General features: G+C 75.5%; 19 protein-coding genes. 10 read left to right on the forward strand and 9 right to left on the reverse strand.

Translation table 11 applies throughout. The features are described 5' to 3' along the window. Positions 1–45 precede the first annotated feature (45 nt). Positions 46–1,539 (forward strand): DUF2079 domain-containing protein, encoded by a 1,494-nt coding sequence (locus AB0O91_RS34070; protein WP_363441552.1) that lies wholly within the window; start codon positions 46–48, stop codon positions 1,537–1,539. Here AB0O91_RS34070 and AB0O91_RS34075 read toward each other — a convergent pair. The 3 genes from AB0O91_RS34075 to AB0O91_RS34085 form a co-directional block, all read right to left on the reverse strand. Then, positions 1,499–1,882 carry a barstar family protein gene (locus tag AB0O91_RS34075; RefSeq protein WP_363441554.1) on the reverse strand — a complete coding sequence of 128 codons (384 nt, stop codon included), beginning with the start codon at positions 1,880–1,882 and terminating at the stop codon, positions 1,499–1,501. The genes AB0O91_RS34070 and AB0O91_RS34075 overlap by 41 nt on opposite strands. A gap of 105 nt (positions 1,883–1,987) precedes the next feature. Further along, positions 1,988–2,641 (reverse strand): 4'-phosphopantetheinyl transferase superfamily protein, encoded by a 654-nt coding sequence (locus tag AB0O91_RS34080; protein ID WP_363441555.1) that lies wholly within the window; start codon positions 2,639–2,641, stop codon positions 1,988–1,990. A 176-nt stretch (positions 2,642–2,817) separates the two neighbouring features. Further along, entirely contained in the window at positions 2,818–3,018 is a 201-nt protein-coding gene (locus AB0O91_RS34085; RefSeq protein ID WP_363441557.1) for a hypothetical protein, read from the reverse strand. A gap of 295 nt (positions 3,019–3,313) precedes the next feature. Here AB0O91_RS34085 and AB0O91_RS34090 point away from each other — a divergent pair, with 295 nt between their 5' ends. After that, a complete protein-coding gene (locus AB0O91_RS34090) occupies positions 3,314–3,799 on the forward strand; it encodes a cysteine/serine endopeptidase inhibitor (RefSeq protein WP_363441559.1) in 486 nt (161 codons plus the stop codon). A 58-nt stretch (positions 3,800–3,857) separates the two neighbouring features. Here the strand turns inward: AB0O91_RS34090 and AB0O91_RS34095 are convergent, their stop codons facing one another. Next, the gene (locus AB0O91_RS34095; protein ID WP_363441561.1) at positions 3,858–4,766 is read right to left on the reverse strand and encodes a LysR substrate-binding domain-containing protein; all 909 of its coding nucleotides are present in this window, start codon (positions 4,764–4,766) and stop codon (positions 3,858–3,860) included. A 184-nt stretch (positions 4,767–4,950) separates the two neighbouring features. On the opposite strand from AB0O91_RS34095, the gene AB0O91_RS34100 reads away from it, so the two are divergent. Together AB0O91_RS34100 and AB0O91_RS34105 are read left to right on the forward strand one after the other, a co-directional pair. Then, a complete protein-coding gene (locus tag AB0O91_RS34100; RefSeq protein WP_363441563.1) occupies positions 4,951–5,913 on the forward strand; it encodes an FAD-dependent oxidoreductase in 963 nt (320 codons plus the stop codon). 108 nt (positions 5,914–6,021) lie between these two features. Next, positions 6,022–7,569 carry a hypothetical protein gene (locus AB0O91_RS34105; protein WP_363441565.1) on the forward strand — a complete coding sequence of 516 codons (1,548 nt, stop codon included), beginning with the start codon at positions 6,022–6,024 and terminating at the stop codon, positions 7,567–7,569. A 37-nt stretch (positions 7,570–7,606) separates the two neighbouring features. Here the strand turns inward: AB0O91_RS34105 and AB0O91_RS34110 are convergent, their stop codons facing one another. Further along, complete coding sequence (locus AB0O91_RS34110; RefSeq protein WP_363441618.1) at positions 7,607–8,497, reverse strand: SDR family oxidoreductase; 891 nt, start codon at positions 8,495–8,497, stop codon at positions 7,607–7,609. Positions 8,498–8,582: 85 nt separating this feature from the next. Between AB0O91_RS34110 and AB0O91_RS34115 the strand changes: the two genes are divergently transcribed. From AB0O91_RS34115 to AB0O91_RS34140, 6 genes are all read left to right on the forward strand, one after another. Next, complete coding sequence (locus AB0O91_RS34115) at positions 8,583–9,164, forward strand: helix-turn-helix domain-containing protein (protein WP_363441567.1); 582 nt, start codon at positions 8,583–8,585, stop codon at positions 9,162–9,164. A gap of 38 nt (positions 9,165–9,202) precedes the next feature. After that, a complete protein-coding gene (locus AB0O91_RS34120) occupies positions 9,203–9,685 on the forward strand; it encodes a flavoprotein (RefSeq protein WP_363441569.1) in 483 nt (160 codons plus the stop codon). Positions 9,686–9,790: 105 nt separating this feature from the next. Beyond that, positions 9,791–11,182, forward strand: coding sequence for an FAD-binding oxidoreductase (locus AB0O91_RS34125; protein WP_363441571.1), 1,392 nt, complete (start codon positions 9,791–9,793; stop codon positions 11,180–11,182). Positions 11,183–11,516: 334 nt separating this feature from the next. Then, a complete protein-coding gene (locus AB0O91_RS34130; protein WP_363441573.1) occupies positions 11,517–11,822 on the forward strand; it encodes a hypothetical protein in 306 nt (101 codons plus the stop codon). Further along, positions 11,819–12,433: a thioesterase family protein gene (locus AB0O91_RS34135; protein ID WP_363441575.1), complete on the forward strand. Its 615-nt coding sequence runs from the start codon at positions 11,819–11,821 to the stop codon at positions 12,431–12,433. Before AB0O91_RS34130 ends, AB0O91_RS34135 begins: the two co-directional genes overlap by 4 nt. A gap of 391 nt (positions 12,434–12,824) precedes the next feature. Further along, the gene (locus tag AB0O91_RS34140) at positions 12,825–13,220 is read left to right on the forward strand and encodes a DUF2267 domain-containing protein (RefSeq protein ID WP_363441577.1); all 396 of its coding nucleotides are present in this window, start codon (positions 12,825–12,827) and stop codon (positions 13,218–13,220) included. A 79-nt stretch (positions 13,221–13,299) separates the two neighbouring features. On the opposite strand, the gene manA is transcribed toward AB0O91_RS34140, so the two are convergent. The 4 genes from manA to AB0O91_RS34160 form a co-directional block, all read right to left on the reverse strand. After that, positions 13,300–14,478, reverse strand: coding sequence for a mannose-6-phosphate isomerase, class I (gene manA, locus AB0O91_RS34145; RefSeq protein WP_363441579.1), 1,179 nt, complete (start codon positions 14,476–14,478; stop codon positions 13,300–13,302). A gap of 30 nt (positions 14,479–14,508) precedes the next feature. Continuing rightward, the gene (locus AB0O91_RS34150; RefSeq protein ID WP_363441581.1) at positions 14,509–15,441 is read right to left on the reverse strand and encodes an ROK family protein; all 933 of its coding nucleotides are present in this window, start codon (positions 15,439–15,441) and stop codon (positions 14,509–14,511) included. A 124-nt stretch (positions 15,442–15,565) separates the two neighbouring features. Beyond that, positions 15,566–18,607 carry a glycoside hydrolase family 38 C-terminal domain-containing protein gene (locus AB0O91_RS34155; RefSeq protein WP_363441583.1) on the reverse strand — a complete coding sequence of 1,014 codons (3,042 nt, stop codon included), beginning with the start codon at positions 18,605–18,607 and terminating at the stop codon, positions 15,566–15,568. A gap of 29 nt (positions 18,608–18,636) precedes the next feature. Continuing rightward, positions 18,637–19,902, reverse strand: a complete 1,266-nt coding sequence (locus tag AB0O91_RS34160) for a glycosyl hydrolase (RefSeq protein ID WP_363441585.1) — start codon at positions 19,900–19,902, stop codon at positions 18,637–18,639. Positions 19,903–19,927 lie beyond the last annotated feature (25 nt).

The raw sequence follows: 19,927 nt of genomic DNA on the forward strand, positions 1-19,927 counted from the left end.
CTTTCCTCAGTCTCCCTTCAGCAGGGAATTCCTAGCGTCCGGGGCATGGATCTCCGACGTGTGCTGCCGTGGTCGGTGGCTGCCCTGTTCGCCCCGCTGTACGCGGCCGTCTCGCTCACCCGGCACGCCCGGCTGGAGAGCGCGGGGTTCGACCTGGGCATCTTCGAGGAGGCGGTGCGCGGCTACTCCCGGCTCGAAGCGCCGGTGGTCGCGCTGAAGGGGACGGACTTCAACCTGCTGGGCGACCACTTCAGCCCGGTCCTGGCGGTGCTGGCGCCGTTCTACCGCCTCTGGCCGGGCCCCGGGACGCTGCTGGTGGCGCAGGCGGTGCTGATCGCCCTGTCCGCGGTGCCGGTGACGGGGTACGCGGTGCGGGTGCTGGGCACGGCGGGCGGGGCGGTCGCCGGGATCGCGTACGGGCTGTCGGCGGGGCTGCAGAGCGCGGTGGAGTTCGACTTCCACGAGGTGGCCTTCGCGGTGCCGCTCGCCGCGGCCGCGGCGGTGGCGCTGGCCCGCGGGCGGTACGGCCCGGCGGTGGCGTGGGCGCTGCCGCTGCTGCTGGTCAAGGAGGACCAGGGGCTGCTGGTGGCGGCGCTCGGCGCCTTCGTGTGGTGGCGGGGGAGGCGCCGGCTGGGGGCGGTCACCGTGCTGGTGGCGGCGGCGGTCGGGCTGCTGGTCACCCTGGTGGTGATCCCGGCGCTCAACCCGGGCGGTGCGTACTCGTACGCGCACATGGGGGAGTACCACGGCGCGAACCCGCTGGCCCGGCTGCTGCTGCCGGCGGTCAAGGCGCGGACCGTGCTGGTGCTGCTGGCCCCGACGCTGCTGCTGGCCCTGCGCTCGCCGCTGGTGCTGCTGCCCGCCGTGCTGCTGGCGGCCCGGTTCTGGGTGGACAACCCGGTGTACTGGCGGAGCGGGCAGCACTACGACGCGGTGCCGGCGGTGCTGGTGTTCACGGCGGGTCTGCACGGGGCGGCGCTGCTGCTGGGGCGGTCGCGCGCGAGTCGGGGGCCGGGGCCGGGGCGGGGTCTGGGGAGGGGGCCGGGGGCGGCGGTGGCGGCGGGGATGCTCGCGGTCACGGTGGCGCTGACCGCGGGCGGTCCGGTGGCGGGCCTGCTCTCGGCGCAGGCCTGGCGGGGGGACGGGCGGGCGGCGCGGGTGCGCGAGGTGCTGGCGGTCGTCCCGGACGGCGCCAGGGTGGCCGCCGGAAACCACCTGGCGCCGCAGCTGACCGGGCGCTGCACGGTGTCGCTGTTCCCGTACCTGGACCCACCGGATGGCCAGCAGGTCCCCGGCGGCTGGGGCGGGCCGGTGGCGGACTGGCTGGCGGTGCAGGACGGGCTGGACGGCTTCCCGGTGCCGCAGGAGGACCAGCGCCGGTTCCTGGCCCGGCTGGTCGACGGCGGCGGCTACCGGCTGGTCGCCCGGGGGGCAGGGGTGGCGGTGTACCGCTGGCAGGGGGCCGACCGTCAGGCCGATCTTGTCGGGCGGGCCGGGCCTAGAGCAGGCGGAGGCCGCCCGGGTGCTGCTGCTCGATGATGTCGACCAGCCAGTCGAAGACCGTCGGGCCCCGGCCCGCCCGGGCGGCGGCCAGTTCGGCGGTGACCTGGGCGCGGTTGGTGGGATGGGCGCGGGCCGCGCGGCGCTCCAGCTGGCGGACCGTCTCCGGGTAGCCGAGGCTGCGGCGGGAGGCCTCGTGGTGGCGCCACTCGATGACGTAGTCGCCGTCGTCGGGGGTGCCGTAGCCGCCGCCCAGGCAGTCGGCGAAGGCGTCCAGGTTGCGGCCGAAGTAGCCGTCGGCGCCGAGCGCCCGCCCGGCCACGTCCCAGAAGTCCTCCAGGTTGCCGATCTTCTCGCCGTCGATCACATAGGTCACCGTCACGCGGTCGAGGATATGCCCGGGCGGCGAACCGCGGGCCTCCGCGCGGTGACGGGAGGGTGATCGACGGTTACGGGCGGGGGGCGGTCACCGCCACGGGTGGGGCGGTCACGGCGCGACGGCGATCGCGGTGGCGAGCAGCCCGCCGCGCACCGCCCAGCGGCCCTCGAAGCCGTCCAGCCGGCGGCCGCCCACCACCGGGCCGGGGACCAGCAGTCGGGCCGAGAAGGTGCCGTCCGGGGCGAGGTCCAGCTCGGCCTCGTGGAAGTCCAGCCAGAGCCGGGTCAGCGGGAACCAGGCCTTGTAGACCGACTCCTTGGCGCTGAACAGGATCGGTTCCCACGGGATGCCCGGGTGCTCGGCGGCGAGCTTCGCCAGCCGCTGCCGCTCGACCGGCAGGGTCACGGCCTCCAGTACGCCGTCCGGGAGCGGCAGCGCGGGTTCGGCGTCGATGCCGACCGAGGCCAGGGTGCCGGCCCGGGCCACGGCGGCCGCGCGGAAGCCTTCACAGTGGGTGAGGCTGCCGATCACGCCCTCGGGCCAACTCGGTGCGCCGCGCAGGCCCGGCACGATCGGGCGGTACGGGACGCCGAGGCGGGCCAGCGCGGCGCGGGCGCAGTGCCGGACAGTGGTGAACTCGCGGCGGCGCTTGTCCACGGCCTGGGCGACCACGGCCTCCTCGGCGGGCTCCAGCCGTGCCTCGGGCGGGTCGTCGTAGGCGACTTCGGTCACCACGACGTCCGGCAGCAGGTCCCCGATCACGCGTTCCCCCTCGGTCGGCCGCGCGGGCGGTGCGCCGCGCCGGTCGAGCCTAACCCGGGGGAGGAGCCCGGTCCGCCGGCTTCGCGAAGCTCGGCCGACCGGGGCGGAGGGGTGGGGGAGGACGGTTCAGTCGTTCTGCTCCGGGACGGGCGCGGTGGACGCGGCGGACGTGGTGGTCACTGGCCGAGCAGGTGGGCGAAGTCCAGCCCGAGGCTGCCGAGGACGGGCAGGGCGCCGAGGTCGGTGACGCCGCCGACCGGGATGCTGTAGCCCTGGTTCACCTCGCGCGGCGCCGCGGTGGCGGCCGCGGAGGCGGGGGCGGCGAGGGCCGGGGTCAGGACGGCGCCGAGGAGCAGGGCGGCGAGGGCGGTGCGCATGGGGCGGGCCTCCGGGGCAGGCGGGGGTGACGGCCTGTCAACACCGGGGGCGTCCGTGCGGACACGTATCTTCGCCCCTTCGGCCGCATTGGTAAAGATCCTTGACTTGTGTTCATGACAACACCGTGGAGGTCTGGACCATCCCGAGGAGGAGCGCATACGTTCCCCTGACCGGGTGGGCATCGGGTCGGACCTGCCGAACCACGTTGTGGTGACGGCGACTTCCGGGCCCGCGGCCTTCGGCCTGTCATGCCCATGACCCAACCCGGGACCGTCGAACCGGAGGGAACGAACCATGCGTGCCATCGGCAAGAACCTCAGGATCCTCGCGGGCGCCCCGCTCGCCGCCGCCGCCCTCGTCGCGCTCACGGCAGGCTCCGCCAGCGCCGCGATACCGCTCAACAAGCCGGTGACCGGCAAGGCCACCTACTACAACGACGCCGGCTACGGCGCCTGCGGGACCCAGATCAACGCCTCCAACCAGATGCTGGTGGCCGTCTCGCACACCTGGTGGACCTCCGCCAACCCGAACAACGACCCGCTGTGCAAGGGCATCTCGGTCAAGGTGACGTACCAGGGCAAGACCATCACCGTCCCGGTGAAGGACCAGTGTCCGTCCTGCGACTCCACCCACCTCGACCTCAGCCAGCCGGCCTTCGCCAAGCTCGCCCCGCTCGACAAGGGCGTGATCAACGGCCTCACCTGGCAGTTCGTCAAGACCGGGGCGAACGGCAAGTCCGTCGAGCTGTCCGCGCCGGTCACCGGCTCGACCATCGGCTGACCCGCCGGCCGCCGTCGGGCCCGCCCCCCGTGTCCGTACGGGGGCGGGCCCGGCGCGTTCAGTCGGAGTCCGCCGCCGTGACGGTGCCGGGTGGCAACGGGGCCATCGCGAGCAGGAGTTGGACGGCCGGGGAGGCCGTCCGCGGACGATGGGCCAGCCCCAGGGTGACCGTCGGCACCGGGCGCGCCAGCCGGCGCAGGCTCACCCCGGGGATCCGGAAGACCCGCGCCCGGCCCTCCGGGATCGGCGCGATGCCGTGGCCCGCCGCCACCGCCAGCAGCAGTTGCTCGTCGTCGGGCTCCTCCCGGACGATCCGGGGCGGGCGGTCGGGCCACAGCTGCCCGGTGATCGAGGCGTGCATCCCGGGGCCGTTCTCGCGCGGCCACAGCACCACCGGCTCGTCGCGGAAGCCCTCCGGGCCGAGCCGGCCGCGGCCGCGGGCCAGCGGGTGACCGCTCGGCACCGCCAGCAGCAGCTCCTCCTCGGCGATCACCCGGCAGGCCAGCTCGGGGACGTCGAGCGGCGGGCGGACGAAGGCGGCGTCCAGCCGTCCGGCCAGCAACTCACCCACGTTGTGGGAGGTCCAGCCGGTCTGCAGGGCGACGTCCACCCGCGGGTAGCGGGCGCGGAACTCGGTCATCAGGGTGTCCGAGACCCCGCCCCGGGCCGAGCGGGTGTACGCCACCCGCAGGCTGCCCTGCTGCCCCCGGGCCACCGCCGTGATCCGCCGGTCCGCCTCGGCCACCAGGCGCAGCAGGGCCCGGGCCTCCTCGGCGACCGCGCCGCCGATCGGGGTCAGGGTGCAGCCCCGGCTGGTGCGTTCGACCAGCTGCACGCCGAGCTGCCGCTCCAGCGCCTTGATCTGCTGGCTCAACGCCGGCTGCGCCACCCGCAGCCGACGGGCGGCCCGGGTGAAGTTCAACTCCTCGGCCAGGACGGAGAAGTAGCGCATGCGGTGAAGGTCCACCGGCCGATGATAGGGCCGCCGTGCGGGTGGCGGCGGTGGTCGGGAGGCCGGTTTCCAGCGGCGATAAGGGGGCCTTATCGCCGGGCGACGGAACTGGTCTTGGACGCCCGCCGGGCCGTCCCGCTTTCCTGGAACCCGACCACCGCGCCGGCCCGGCCGCGGCGGGCCGCGAGGAGGCATCGGCATGGACGTCGTCGTGATCGGCAGCGGGATCATCGGGCTCACCACCGCCGTGCGGTTGCAGGAACGGGGCCTGCGCGTCGTGGTGGTGACGGCGGACGGACTGCTGTCCACGGTCTCGGCCGTCGCGGCCGCCGTCTGGTACCCGGTCGGTGTGGAGGCCGACGAACGGGTCGCCGCCTGGTCCGCGGCGGGCTACGCCGAACTGGCCCGGCAGGCCCGGGCCGGCGTGCCCGGCGTCGTGCTGCGCGACACCTGGATGCCCGCGCTGCGGCGGCAGCCCGAGGGGGTGCCCTGGTGGGGCGCCGGAGTCCCGGACCTGCGCCGGCTGGAGCCGGCCGAACTCGCCCCGGCCTACGCGGACGGCTGGCGGTTCACCGCCCCGACGGTCGAGATGCCGCGCTACCTGCCGTGGCTGCGGGGCCGGTTCCTGGACGCCGGGGGCGAGGTCGTCCACCGGCGGCTGGACACCCTCGGCCAGGCCCGGGCCTGGGCACCCGTGGCGGTCAACGCCGCCGGTCTCGGTGCCCGGCAGCTGTGCGGGGACGAGGCGCTGCGGCCGGTGCGCGGACAGCTCGTCCTGGTCCGCAACCCCGGACTGCGTGCCTCGCTGCGGATCCAGGACGAACCGGCCGGCTACACCTACGTCCACCCGCGCAGCACGGACGTCGTGCTCGGCGGCACCTTCGAGGAGGACGTGTGGGACCTCGGCGGCGACCGGGCGACGGCCGGGGCGATCCTCGCCCGGTGCGCGGCGCACGTCCCCGAACTGCGCGGGGCCGAGATCGTCGGCCGCCCGGTCGGGCTGCGCCCGGAGCGCCGGGGCGGGGTGCGGCTGGCGGCGGAGGAGGGCGGCGACGGGCTGCGGATCGTCCACAACTACGGGCACGGCGGGGCCGGAGTGACGCTGAGCTGGGGGTGCGCGGACGCGGTGGCGGAGCTGCTGGGGGTGGCGGCGGCGATCTGACGGCCGCTCATACGCGGTCCGCCGGAGGCGGTTAGACTCCCGGACCGTCCCGGGGCGTGCCGTCCGTCCCGTGCTGCCGTCCCGTCCGTCCCCCACCACGGAGGAGTCATGGCCTCGATCACCCTCGACGCCGAGCGCCGGGTCCGGGCCGACGCCGGACGCGTCCGGATCGCGGCCGTGGACGCGCTGCGCGCGCTCGGCTTCCGGGTCACGGCCGAGCAGGCCACCGTGGTGGAGGCCCGGCGCGGTTCGGCCGTCCGCTCCGCGATGCTGCTGCCCGACGAAGTCCCGCTCGCGGTGCACCTGCGGTTCGCCGCCGACCCCGACGGCCGGCACACCGGTGTGGCGGTGCACCTGACCGACCGGGCCGTCTCGGTGGTCGCGCTGGGCGTGCAGTCGCCGTACGTGTCGGCGTACCAGGGCACGTTGTTCGCCCTCGACCGGGCGCTGACCGGCCTCGACCCCGCCGCCGCGGCCGGCTTCCCGCAGCCCCGCTGGTGGACCCGGGCGCCCCGGGCGGAGACGCTGGACCGGCACCACCGGGCCGGTGAGCGGGTGGTCGGCGGGATGGCGGCCCTGGTCGACGAGCGGCTCTCCGGCGGCTCCCGGGCCGCCGGGCCCGCCGAGTGGAGCGGGGTCGAGGGCGTGCTCTTCCGCTCCCGGGAGGGCGTGGTCGTGCTGGACCGGTCCGCCGTCGCGGGACTGCTGGCGATCCCGGTGATGATGGGCCGCCGACCGGACGGCGTGCCGGAGCGACTCGGCGCCGAGGTCGCGCGGTTCGCGGCCGAGGTGGAGGGGCGGCTCGCGGCCGCCGGCCCGGGCCTGGTGGAGGTGCCGGTCGGGGAGGAGCGGCGCCCGGCCTTCGAGTTCCTCCACCGCCAGTTCGCGCTCCGCTCCCGGCTGCCGGTGCGGACCCTGTGCACCTGCCGGGACTGTCGGCAGACCAAGGTCGTCAACCTGGACCTCCAGCGGCTGCGGGAGCGGAAGCGACGGCTGAAGACGATCTCCTCGGTGGTGCGCGCGGTCCACAGCAAGGACGGCGAGCTCCACCCGTTCCAGATCCTCGGGGCCTTCCTCCAACAGGGCCGGAGCGACCCGGACTTCATCTGCTCGCGCTGCGAGAGCACCTCGGCCGACGAGCAGCCGGTGACGTTCTGCCCCGACTGCGGGGACCTGCGCGCGGAGGGGGCACTGCTCTCCTGCGGGGAGTGCGGGTACGACTTCGCGGGGCTGGTCGCGGAACTCCCGGTCTGGGGCGCCGAGCCGGCTCCGACCGCGGCGGTCGGGCCGCCGCCGGTGGTGCCCCCGCCGCCGGGGGTGCCCCCGGCGGTGCCCGCACCGGTGGTGCCTGCGCCGGTGGTGTTGTCCGCACCGCCGCGCCCGGCGGCGCCTCCGCCGCCGGTCGTCCCACCGAGGCCGGTCGACCCGCCGCTGCCCGCCGCCCCCGCCCCCGCAGCCGCCGCCGGTTTCGGCCCGCCGCCCGAGGGCTTCGCCCCGCCGCCTGCGCCGAGCTGCGGGATCTGCGGGGGCCGCTACCCGGTCCTGTGGGCCGTCCAGGTCCTCGACGGCCCCAACCCCCGGCCGCTGACCGTCTGCCGGACGTCCGCGCGCTGCTCGCCGGCCTCGGTGGTGACGCCGGTGCGGATCGGCGGCTGACCCCGGGGCGGCGCCGGGTCTGCGGTCAGGCCTGCGGTCAGGCCTGGGTGGGCTGGAGTTCCTCCAGGTCCGCGAGCAGGCTCGGGTGGGTCGGCCGCCAGCCGAGCTCGGCACGGGTGCGGGCGCTGGAGGCCGGCTGGTCGGCCGCGAAGATCGAGCCGATGGCGCCGAAGTCCTCCGGCGGCACCGACGCGACCGGGAGGCCCAGGCGCCGGCCGATCACCGTGACGATGTCGCGCACCGGGTCGCCCTCGTCGGCGACGGCGTGCCAGGCGGTTCCGGCCGGGGCGTGCTCCAGGGCGAGCCGGAACAGCACGGCGGCGTCCCGTGCGTGCACGGCCGGCCAGCGCTGGGCGCCGTCCCCGGGGTAGCCGGCCACGCCGGTGCGGCGTGCGACGGCGGTGAGCAGTCCGGCGAATCCGCCCTGGCCCTCGTTGTGGACGGTGCGCGGCAGGCGGACCGCCGAGCTGCGCACGCCCTGCGCGGCGAGTCCGAGCACCCGGGTCACGGACCGGCCGCGTCCGGCGACGGGGCCTTCGGTCGGCAGCGGGTCGTCCTCGGTGGCGGCCCGCCCCGGGACGTGCGGGGTGCCCGACGCGGTGACCAGCGGCCGGCCGGTGCCGACCAGGGCGTCGCCCAGGGCCGCGAGCGCGGCGCCCTCCTCCGCGATGCCGTGGGTCAGCGCCTCGAGCGAGCTGAAGTCGTTGCTGAAGGCGAGGTGGATGACGCCGTCCGCCTGTTCGGCGCCGGTGCGCAGCACCGCGAGGTCGGCGAGCCCGCCGCGGAGCACCCCGGCCCCGGCGGCCGCGGCCTTGGCCGCGGAGGCGTCGGACCGGGCGAGGGCGGTGACGGTGTGGCCGACGGAGATCAGTTCGGCGACGACGGCCGAGCCGATCAGGCCCGTACCGCCGGTGACGAAGACGCGCATGACGAACTCCAGGTTGTGATGCGACTGGTGTCCCATCACTGTACCCGGTGATGCGACACCTGTCCCGTCACGTTAGGATGGCGACATGCCGAGATGGAAGCCCGACGCCCGACAACGCCTGGTCGTGGCGGCGCTCGGCCTGTTCGCGGAGCAGGGCTACGACGAGACGACCGTCGCCCAGATCGCCGAGCGCGCACAGCTCACCCGCAGCACCTTCTTCCGCCACTTCGCGGACAAGCGGGAGATCCTCACCGCAGGTCAGAACGCCCTCTGCCGGCTGCTGGTCGAGGGCATCGAGGCCGCCCCCGCCGGGGCCACGCCGCTGACCGCCGTCGCGTCCGGGCTGGAGCGCGCCTCGGGCGGGATGACGGCCTTCAACCGCTCGGTCGGCCCGCTGCTGCGCTCGGCGGTCGAGGCGAACGAGGAACTGCGCAGCCGCGAGGCGATGAAGAGCGCCGGGCTGGCCGCGGCCATCGTGGACGCGCTCGGGTCGAGGGGGGTCGCCGAACCCGCCGCCCGGGTCGCGGCCGAACTCGGGGTGCTCGCCTTCAGACTCGGGTACGCCCGGTGGGTGGACCCGGCCCGCGACGAGGACCCCGGCGAGCTGGCGGAGCACGCCCTCGCCGCGTTCGACGAACTCCGCGCGGCGGCCGCGGACCTGCGGTAGCCGGTCCGGCGGGGCCCGACAGGAGGGGAGTGCTGCGGATGCCGATGCTCTACGTGGTGGTCTGTGCGGCCGGAGTGGCGGACGGGGTGGGCGAGTTGATCTCCGCCGCGCAGGGGCGGGGGTGGGACGTGGGGGTGGTGGCCACCCCGCTCGCCACCGGGTTCATCGACCAGGCGGCGGTCCGGGCCCTGACCGGGTACCCGATCCGGTCCGCCTGGCGGAAGCCGGGGGACGACCGCCCGCTGCCGGACGCCGACGCCGTCGTGGTGGCGCCGGCCACCTTCAACACGATCAACAAGTGGGCGGCCGGCTTCGCGGACACGCTCGCGGTGGCGATCCTCTGCGAGGCGTACGGGCGGGGCACGCCGACGGCCGTCCAGCCCCGGGTGAACGAGGCCCTGGCCCGTCACCCCGCCTACCGGGCGAGCCTCGCGCGGCTGCGCGCCATGGGGGTGCGGATCGCGGAGGACGACGGCGGGCCGTTCGACTGGACCCGGGCGCTGGACCTGCTGGACGGCTGACAGGGTGGCTGGTCGCGCGCCGGGATCCTGGCAGTGTGGGGGTGTACCGCGGTGATCCCTCCCCAGTAGCGTCCGGGCAGGTCAGCGACGGTCTGGGAGGTTCCGGTGGCAGCGGTCAACGGTGAGGTGTCGTTCTGGTACGCGGCGGGCGGGGTGCCGCGGCCCGGGCCCGCGCTGGCGGGGGACGCCGATGTGGACGTGTGCGTCGTCGGCGGCGGGTACACCGGCCTGTGGACGGCCTACTACCTGAAGAAGGCGGACCCGTCGCTGCGGATCGCCCTGCTGGAGCGCCGGTTCTGCGGGTACGGCGCCTCCGGGCGCAACGGCGGCTGGCTGTACAACGGGTTCGCGGGGCGCGGCGCCTTCGCGCGGCGCTACGGGCGGCGGAGCGCCGAGGCGATGCAGCGGGTGATGGACGAATCGGTCGGGGAGGTCGTCCGGACGGCGGCCGCGGAGCGGATCGACGCCGACATCGTCCGCGGCGGGGTGCTCGAAGTCGCCCGGAGCAGGCCGCAGTTGGAGCGGCTGAAGGCCTACCTGGAGGCCGAGCGCGGCTACGGGGACGGCCGGGTGGAGGAGCTCACCGGGCCGGAGGCGGCAGCGCGGATCGGTGTCGCCGGGGCACTCGGCGGCGCCTGGTCGCCGTACGGTGCGCGGATCCAACCGGCCAAGCTGGTCCGGGGGTTGGCGCAGGTGGTGCGGGGCCTGGGGGTCGAGGTGTGGGAGGACACCCCGGTGGAGGCCGTGCTGCCCGGCACCCGCGAGCGCCGTCCGCGCGCCGTCACCCCGTACGGCACCGTGACCGCCGACCACGTGCTGCGCGCCACCGAGGGGTTCACCGCCGGGCTGCGCGGGGAGCGGCGCACCTGGCTGCCGATGAACTCCGCGATGGTCGCCACCGAGCCGCTGCCGGCGGAGTTCTGGGCCGAGGCCGGCTGGCAGGGCCGCGAGGTGCTGGGGGACTTCGCGCACGCCTACATGTACGCCCAGCGCACCGCCGACGACCGGATCGCGCTCGGCGGGCGGGGCGTGCCGTACCGCTTCGGCTCCCGGACCGACTCGGACGGCAGCACCCAGGTCGAGACGGTGCGCCAACTGCGCCGGATCCTGGACGCGTTCTTCCCGGCCGCCGCCCGGGCCCGGATCGACCACGCCTGGGCGGGGGTGCTGGGCGTGCCCCGGGACTGGTGCGCGACGGTCGAGCTGGACCGGCCGAGCGGGCTCGGCTGGGCGGGCGGGTACGTCGGCAGCGGGGTGACCACGGCCAACCTGGCCGGGCGCACCCTGGCCGACCTGGTGCTCGGGCGGGAGACCGAGCTGACCGGGCTGCCCTGGGTGGGGCACACGGTGCGGCGCTGGGAGCCGGAGCCGCTGCGCTGGCTCGGGGTGCAGGCGATGTACGCCGCGTACCACGCCGCCGACCGGCAGGAGGCGGCCGGCCGGGCCACCACCTCGCCGATCGCCCGGGTGGCGGACGTGGTCTCCGGGCGGCACTGACCGGCCCGGACGCGGCGCGGGAGCACGCGGCACCCACCGAACCAGGAGCGGTGGTGGGGCAGCGGTAGCAGATTCGTGACGGAGGGTAGTCGATCTTGGTCGGCGGGTCGGCGATACCACCCGTTCTGCCGACGGCGTTCGGCTGATGGGGCATATTGTGTACCCCGGCAAACTACTCCAATGGAAGTCAGTTTCCCGTCACCGTCCGAAAACCTTCTGCGGACCCGCGCCGACTGGGATAGCGTCGAAGCCGTCGGGGGATCGACACCGATCAGGTGTATTCGAACGTCAGTTACCGGGCCGTCACGGGCCCTCATCGCTCCTGGAGAAAAGAATGCAGAATTCCCCGGAGGAAAGCCGGTCGGACGCCGTCGACGATCTGCAGCTCGCGGTCGACTCCTTGGCGGCTTTTCCGTCCAGGAATGCGGCCGGTGCCGCGGACGTCACCGAGCGGCTCGCGGCGGTCGCCGAACTCTGCCGGTCGGTCGACCTGGTGCTCGACAGCCTGGTCGTCCAGGCGGCCGCCGAGGCCGCCGAGGAGGGCTGGACGGCGGCCCGGATGGCGGCCGAGCAGTCCGGCTACTACGCCAGGCTGCAGCGGGCGCTGCTCCCCACCGGTGCCGGGCTGACGCAGCAGTGAGCGCGCTGTACCCGGCCGCGCACGTGCTGTCCTGCCCCACCCGGTGGAGCGACGTCGACGAGAACGGGCACATCAACAACGCCCGGCTGGTCGGCTACATCCAGGAGGGGATTTACGACCTCCTGTGCCACCACGCGACCGCCGTACGGCAATCGCTCTTCCCGTCCGGATTCATTATCGCCCGGCACGAGATCGATTACCTGGAGCAGTTGCACCACCGCCCCGAGCCTTTGTCGGTGCGGTTGACCGTGGAACGACTCGGGCGGAGTTCCGCCCAGGTCGAGGTGAATGTCTGCCGGGAACCGCTCACTTTTATGCGGGCCCGGACCGTGGTGGTCGCCCGGGATCGGGAATCCGGCCGTTCGCGCAAACTCAGCCAGAACGAGCGCCGCTTTCTGTCGGCGTTTATGTCGGTGGTCTCGGCGGGCTCCCCGGTCGGGAGGCCGGGCACGGCCGCGACCGCGGCGACGGACACGGCGCGTGGCGACGCCCGGGCGGTCGCGGCGCAGTCCCCGGCGGCTTCGGCCGCCCAGCGGATGACGGCCCGGGCCGCGGCCGGGGTGGGTTCGCCGTTCGGTCAGCGCAGGCGGTGCCGCGCCTCGGCGGGCTGATCCGCGTGCTCCCGTGCCGGTGACGGCGCGGGCCGGCGGCGTGATCGACAACGGCGTCGATCCGTCCGTCCGGTCCCGGCCCGGCTCCCGGCTCTGTTCCCGGCTCTGCCTTGTTCCCGGCTCTGCTTCCGGCCCGCCCCGCGTCGCCCGGCCGCCGGCGTCAAGGTTCCGTTCGGGACCCGGCCCCGCCCCGATCGGCGGGTACCGCCCCGGTCCGACCGCAGTACGCTGAGCAGCACGGGAACCGGTACGTCCCCCGGCGGTCACGGACCGCGACGGGGCGGCCCTCGGGCCCCGGTGCAGGCGGACCCCCGGCCCACCCGGCCGCCCGGTCCGACCGGATCGCCGGCCGTCGACCCGGCCGGATCCCGCCGACCGGAAGGAGGACGCGATGACCATCTCCTGGGAGGACTTCCTCGCCCGCGTCGTGGAACGCGGCGAGTACCGCGACGCGGCGGAGGCGGACCACGCCGTGCGGGTCGTGCTCGGCCTGCTGGGCGAGCACCTGGTGGGCGCGGAGCGGACGGAGCTCGCCGACGCACTGCCGGGGACGTATGCCTCGCTGTTCCGGGACGCCCGGCCGGCCGCCGAGCCGCTGACCGCGGAGCGCTTCGTGACGGCCGTGGTCGGCTGGATCGACGGGGCGACGCCGGCGACCGCCCAGTGGGACATCGGGGCGGTGCTCAGCACCGTGGCCGACCTGGTGCCCGGGGAACTGCTCGACCGGGTGGTCGAGCAGCTGCCGGACGGCTACGACCTGCTCTTCGGCCACCCGCTGCCCGCCTGAGCCTCCCGCTGCCCGCCCGAGCCTCCCGAAGCCCGAGGCCCCCGCCTGTGAGGCTCCCGCTGCCCGCCCGAGCCGACCGTCACCCGCCCGTGGTGGCCCGGAACAGGTCCGCGCCCGGACCGGTCAGTTCGACCGGTCCGGCGCCCGGGCGCAGATAGGCGGAGGCGCCCCGGGGCAGGTCGAGGGCGGGGTGGCCGGGTGCCGCCAGCCGGGCCCGGCCCGCGACACAGAGCAGGATCTGCGGGGTGGCCAGCTCCACCCGGCCGGGGGTGGCCGTCGGGCGGAGCCGGGAGAGGCGGAACTCCTCGGCAGGGGTGGCGAATTCGTCTTCGAGGGTGTTCACCGGGCGGGCCGTCAGGACGGTCGGTTCGGCAGTGCGGAAGGTCGTCACGGCGAGCAGCCCGGGCACGTCGACGTGCTTGCCGGTGAGCCCGCAGCGCAGCACGTTGTCCGAGTTGGCCATCAACTCGACGCCGGTGCCCCGGAGATAGGCGTGCGGCACCCCGGCGTCCAGGTACAGCCCCTGTCCCGCGGTGAGCCGGACCCGGTTCAGCAGCAGCGCGGCCGACAGCCCGGGATCGCCGGGGTACTCCTCGGCGATCCGGGCGTAGCCGGCGCACGCCCCGGCGTACCGGCCGCCGCCGGCCGCGGTGTGGCGCAGGGCCGCGGCGACGGCGGCGGTCCGGGCCCGGTCGGAGTCCAGCGCGTCCCGGAGCAGTACGGGCAGCACCGCGGCGGCGGGCCGCTCGCGCAGGGCGGCGGCCCAGGGGGAGAGGACGCCGAGGGCGTCCAGCAGCCGGGCGGTGGCCGCCGCCGGGCGGAAGCCGCAGAGGGCCTCGAAGTCACCCAGCGCGACGAGCAGTTCGGGCTTGTGCGAGCGGTCCTTGAACACCCGCTCGGGGGCGTCGAGCGGGATGCCCCGGGCCTCCTCGTCGGCGTACCCGGCCTCGGCCTGGGCGCGGGTCGGGTGGACCTGGAGGGAGAGCGCCCGGTCGGCGGCCAGCACCTTGAACAGGAACGGCAGGGCCGGGCCGAACCGCCGTACGGTGGCCGGGCCGAGCAGGGCGTCCGGGGCGGCGGCGATCAGCGCGTCGAGCGGACGGCCGTCGATCCGGGACGGTGCCGAGGGGTGGGCGCCGAGCCACAGTTCGGCCTGCGGGCCGCCGTCCGGGGCGGTGCCGGTGAGGGCGGGGAGGGCGGTGGGGGAGCCCCAGGGGTAGCGGCGGACCGGGTTGTCGAGCAGGGCGTAGGGCGGCATGCCTGGGGTCTCCGGGGTGGGCGGGGGCGGTCAGCGGCAGAGTGCGGCCGCGCCGATCAGGCCGGCGTCGGTGCCGAGTTCGGCGCGGCGCACGTCCAGGCCGCGGACGTAGCCGAGGGCGGCGTAGCGGTCCAGGTGGTGGGCGAGCGGGGTGAACAGCACCTCCCCGGCGGTGGCGACGCCGCCGCCGACCACCACCCGGTGCAGGTCGACCAGGGTGGCCGTGGCGGCGATGCCGGCGGCCAGTGCCCGGGCGGAGCGGTCGAAGGCGGCCAGGGCGACCGGGTCGCCCGCGGCGGCGGAGGCGGCCACGGCGCGGGCGGTGCGGTCCCCGCCGGGCGGGCGCCAGCCGTCGGCGAGGGCCCGGCGGGCGATCGCGGTGCCGCTGGCCAGGCCTTCCAGGCAGCCCCGGGAGCCGCACGGGCAGGGTTCGCCGTCCAGGTCGACGGTGATGTGGCCGAGGTGCCCGGCGTTGCCGCTGGGACCGGGCCGGACGGCGCCGTCCAGCACCAGTCCGGCGCCGACGCCGGTGGACACCACCAGGCAGAGCGCGTTGGCGGCGCCCCGGGCCGCGCCCTGCCAGTGCTCGGCGGCGGCCATCGCGACGCCGTCCCCGGCGAGCCGGACGGGCAGCCCGCGGGCCGCCACCGCCGGGTGCGCGGCGACCTCGGCGACCAGCGGGAAGCCACGCCAGCCGGGGATGTTGACCGGGCTGACGGTGCCGCCGGCCAGGTCGACCGGGCCGGCGCTGCCGATGCCGACGGCCGTCACGGCGGCCCAGTCGGGGGTGTCGGCCAGTTGCTCCAGCACCTGGTGGACGACGGCGAGCACCGCCGGGCCGGGCGCGGTGGCGGGGGTGGGCAGCTGGAGCCGGTGCCGCAGCCGTCCGGCGTCGTCCACCAGCGCCCCGGCGATCTTGGTGCCGCCGACGTCGACGGCGGCGTACAGCGGGGCGAGCGGCATGGCGGGCTCCAGGGAGGGTCGGTGGGCGCCCCGGCCGGGTGGGCCGGGGCGCCCTCACGGTACGCGCCGGTCGGCGGGCCGTGGTCGGTCGGCCGGCGCGGCGGCCGGACCGGGTGGCGGTCGGTCAGCGGGCGGTGCTGAGCCGCAGGGTGACCAGTTCGAACGGCCGCAGCGCCAGGTGCACCGCGCCGTCCTCGACCGTCACCTCGCCGCGGGTGCCGTCCCAGGGCCGCTCCAGCAGGTCGCAGGGGACGGCACCGGCCAGCGGGAAGGAGGTGGTGAGCCGGCCCCGGGCGCGCCCGCCGCCCGCCTCGTAGACCCGGACGACCAGGTCGCCGCTGCGGTCGTCGGCGAGCTTGACGGCGCTGACCACCAGGGCGTCGTGGTCCACCTCGACCAGCGGCGCGACGCGCTCGGCGCTGCCGGTGACCCGGCGCTCGGGCAGGCCGATCCGGTAGCCCTCGCGGACCGCGTCGCCGATCGCGGCGCCCGGGACGAGGGCGTGCCGGAAGCGGTGCAGGCCCTGGTCGGTCCGCGGGTCGGGGAAGCGCGGGGCGCGCAGCAGCGAGAAGCGGACCGTGGTGGTGGTGCCGCCGTCGGTCGGGCGCACCGTGCGGGTGACGTCGTGGCCGTAGGTGGAGGCGGTCACCAGGGCGACGCCCCAGCCGGGCTCCTCCAGGTGCACGAAGCGGTGGTTGCAGGCCTCGAACTTGGCCGCGTCCCAGCTGGTGTTGGTGTGGGTCGGCCGGTACAGGTGGCCGAACTGGGTCTCGGCGGCGTAGCGCTCGGTGTGGACGTCCAGCGGGAAGGCGGCCTTGAGGAACTTCTCGGTCTCGTGCCAGTCGACCTCGGTGTCGATGTCCAGGCGCTGCTCGCCCGCGCGCAGGGTGAGGGTCTGGACGACGGTGGACGAGCCGAAGGAGCGGGCGATCCGCACCGTGGCCGCGCCGTCGTCGGCGGTCGCGGTGAGCGAGTCCACACCGGTCAGGTCGGTGACGGTGTTGCGGTAGAACCGGTCCACGTCCCAGGCGTCCCACATGTTGGGGAAGTCGGGGTGCAGCTGGAGCAGGTTGGCCCGGCTGCCTGGGGCGACGGTCTCCCGGCCACTGGCGAGCTCGACCGCCGAGGCGATCAGGCCGTCGGCGTCGACCACCACCGCCAGCAGGCCGTTGGCCAGGGTGAACCCGCCCCCGTCCAGCGGGGTGACGGTGCAGCCGGGGGCGTCCGCACGGCCGACGGCCGCGCCGCCGGCCGGGACGGCCGAGCGGCTGTGCGGCGCCGAGTTGAACACCAACTCCCGTCCGCCGTCGGCCGATCCGGCCAGCGCCTGCTGGGCCGCGTCGATCAGCCCGTTCAACTCCCCGGCCACCGCCGCGTAGGTGGCCTCGGCCTCGCGGTGCACCCAGGCGATCGAGGAGCCGGGCAGGATGTCGTGGAACTGGTGCAGCAGCACCGTCTTCCAGATCCGGTCCAGCTGCTCGTACGGGTAGGCCGCTCCGGTGCGCAACGAAGCGGTGGCGCACCAGAGTTCGGCCTCGCGCAGCAGGTTCTCGCTGCGCCGGTTGCCCTGCTTGGTGCGCGCCTGGCTGGTCAGGGTGGCCCGGTGCAGCTCCAGGTAGAGCTCGCCGACCCAGACCGGCGGGTCGGGGTACTCGGCCTCGGCCTTGGCGAAGAACTCGGCCGGGTCCTCCCAGTGGACGGTGGCCGCGCCCTCCAGGTCGCGCAGGCGGGCGGCCTTGCCGACCATCTCGCGGGTCGTGCCGCCGCCGCCGTCGCCCCAGCCGGTCGGGGCGAGCGAGTGCCGGGCGACCCCCTTGTCCTTGAAGTTCCGTGCCGCGTGGGCGATCTCGCTGCCCTTCATGGAGCAGTTGTAGGTGTCCACGGGCGGGAAGTGGGTGAAGATCCTGGTCCCGTCGATGCCCTCCCAGAGGAAGGTGTGGTGCGGGAACTTGTTGACCTGGCTCCAGGAGATCTTCTGGGTCAGCAGCCACTTGGAGCCGGCGTTGCGGATGATCTGCGGCAGGCCGCCGGTGAAGCCGAAGGTGTCCGGCAGCCAGGCCTCGTGGTTCTCGATCCCGAACTCCTCCAGGAAGAACCGCTTGCCGTGCACGAACTGGCGGGCCATCGCCTCCGAGCTCGGCATGTTGGTGTCGGACTCCACCCACATCCCGCCGGACGGGACGAACCGGCCCGAGGCTACCGCCTTGCGCACCCGTGCGTACACCTCCGGGCGGTGCTCCTTGATCCAGGCGTACTGCTGCGCCTGGGACATGGTGTAGCGGAACTCCGGCTCGTCCTCCAGCAGGGCGGTCATGTTGGCGGTGGTGCGGGCCACCTTGCGCACCGTCTCGCGCAGCGGCCAGAGCCAGGCGGAGTCGATGTGGGCGTGGCCGATCGCGCTGATCCGGTGCGCGGACGGTGCGGCGGGCGCGGCCAGGACCGCGGTGAGCTCCGCACGGGCCGCGGCCGCCGTGCCGTTGACGTCCTGGAGGTCGATCGCGTCCAGGCAGCGTTCGACCGCGCGCAGGATGTCCCAGCGGCGGGCGCCGTCCACCGGCAGCTCGGCCATCAGCTCGCCGAGCACCTCGAGGTCCAGCGACAACTGCCAGACCGTGTCGTCGAAGACCGCGAGGTCCATCCGGGCGAGCTTGTACTGCGGCTGGTCGCCGGCCGTCTCCTTGTCGCCCAACTCGGTGGGCAGGAAGGGGTGGTAGTCCAGGATGACCGGGTTGGCCGCGGCCTCGACGTGCAGCAGCACCGGCTCGCCGCCGGCCGCCGGGGCGGCGATCCGCACCCACTGGTTGCGCGGGTTGAGGCCCTTCACCGGGCTGCCGTCCGGCCGGTAGACCAGGCCCTCGCACTGGAAGCCCGGCATGTTGGCGTCGAAGCCGAGGTCGATCAGCGCCTCGACCGTGCGGCCGGCCCAGGCCTCGGGCACGGTGCCGGACACGGTCAGCCAACTGGTGCCCCAGGGTGCGCCCCAGGCGTCGCCGACCGCGATCGGGGAGCGCGGTGCGGCCAGGCCCTCGGCGACCGGGACGGGCTCGCCGGGGGCGGTCCAGATGCCGACCTCCAGCGGGACGGACTCGGGGTAGACGGCCGGGAGGATCCGCTCCTCCAGGACGCGCTTGAGGCGGGACTCGACGAGGGTGCGGTCATCGTGCATGTCGGCAGGCTCCGTTGCGTGCTGGGCGGTTACAGGGACGGTACGTCGGCGGGGTGGACCAGCTCGGTGATGCCGCGCGCGGCCAGGTGGGCCGGGTCGGCGGCGCGCTCGGCGAGCACCGCGGTCGGCCGGGCGCCGTCCTCGGCGAGGCGCATGAAGGCCTCGTACACCGGGCCGCCGGGCGCGCAGACCGCGCGCCGGGGGGAGGTGACCTCGTCGCCGGTGGCGACCACCACGGCGGTGCTGCGCGGCTTGGGCGGCTGCCAGCTCCGGCGGGCCTCGGCGGCCGCCTCGGCGAGCCGGGCGCCGGCCGGTTTGACCACCCGGTCGGTGGTCAACAGGCCCAGGCTGTACTCCAGTTCGGGGAAGTCGGCGAGCGAGCGGTCCACGTCGTGCGAGCACCACCAGGTGACGCCCCACAGCTCCGGGCAGTCCAGCACGGCCTCGACGGTGGCGCCGGTGAAGCGGGCGGCGTCCTCGGCGGTGATGTGCGGGGCGGGTGCGCCGACCTCCTGCAGCCAGACCGGGCGGGTCGGGTCCCCGGCCCAGGCCTTGGACAGTTCGACCAGGTAGGCGGCGTGCTGGGCGGTGGCGGTGGAGTGGGCGCCGTAGCGCTGGGCGGTGCCGTTGAACACCCAGGAGTGCACGGCGGTGGCGCCGCCGAGGCGGGCCGAGTGCCAGGGGGTGAACGGGTGGTCGTCCAGGTACCAGGCCGCGTCGTAGGAGGCGTGCAGGTGCAGCCGCCCGGGGGCGCCCTGTTCGCAGGCGGCGAGCATCCGGCGCAGCCAGGACTCCGCCTCGGCGGGGGTGGCGCGGTCCGGGTCGGGGTGCGGGGCGCCGGAGAACTGGTTGATCTCGTTGCCGAGGGTCATCCCGAGGAAGTTCGGCCGCCCGCTGAGCGCCCCGGCGAGAGTGCGCAGGTAGGCGGCCTGGCCGTCGAGGACCTCGGGGTCGGTGAACAGGTTGCGCCGGTGCCAGGTCCGGGTCCAGGAGGGCAGGAAGTCGAAGCTGGACAGGTGGCCCTGGAGGCCGTCCACCGCGACGTCCAGCCCGCGCTCGCCGGCCGCGTCCACCAGGGCCGTGAGCTGCTCGACGGCGCGCGGGCGGATCAGGGTGCGGTTGGGCTGGAACAGCGGCCAGAGCGGGAAGACCCGGACGTGGTCCAGGCCGAGGGCGGCGATGGAGTCGAAGTCGGCGCGCACGGCGTCGAGGTCGAAGTCGAGCCAGTGGTGGAACCAGCCGTTGCTGGGGGTGTAGTTGACGCCGAAGCGCGGGGCCTGCGGGGTGACGGTCACGGGGGGCTTCCTCAACTCGGTCGGT

The organism is Kitasatospora sp. NPDC089797 (assembly GCF_040684795.1).
Lineage (GTDB): Bacteria > Actinomycetota > Actinomycetes > Streptomycetales > Streptomycetaceae > Kitasatospora.